Below are 275 nucleotides of genomic sequence, written 5' to 3'. Positions count from 1 at the left end.
CGACGGCGGCGCTGCTGGCGACCGACAAGGAGGTGCTGGTCGCGCCGGCGATGAACGTGCGCATGTGGGAGCACCCGGCGACCCAGGCCAATCTGGAGACGCTGCGCCGGCGCGGCGTCGCCGCCGTCGGCCCGAACGAGGGCGACATGGCCTGCGGCGAGTACGGCTACGGCCGCATGGCGGAACCGCACGAGATCCTGACGGCGGTCCAATCTGCGCTGACGGCGGAGCGGCCGCTGGCCGGCAAGCGCGCGCTCGTCACCAGCGGCACGACG

The 275-nt window shown here is 74.2% G+C and carries 1 protein-coding gene; it reads left to right on the top strand.

What is annotated here, in order from left to right; translation table 11 throughout:
* Positions 1-275, top strand: a 275-nt coding sequence (locus R0J92_RS22865; RefSeq protein ID WP_411053350.1) for a flavoprotein, incomplete at both ends; no start/stop codon positions are given.

Source organism: Tritonibacter sp. SIMBA_163, from assembly GCF_046535935.1.
In the GTDB taxonomy this organism is placed as follows: Bacteria; Pseudomonadota; Alphaproteobacteria; order Rhodobacterales; family Rhodobacteraceae; genus Epibacterium; species Epibacterium scottomollicae.
The sequence above is the reverse complement of the archived record's forward strand: the minus strand, read 5'-3'. Positions and strand labels throughout refer to the sequence as shown.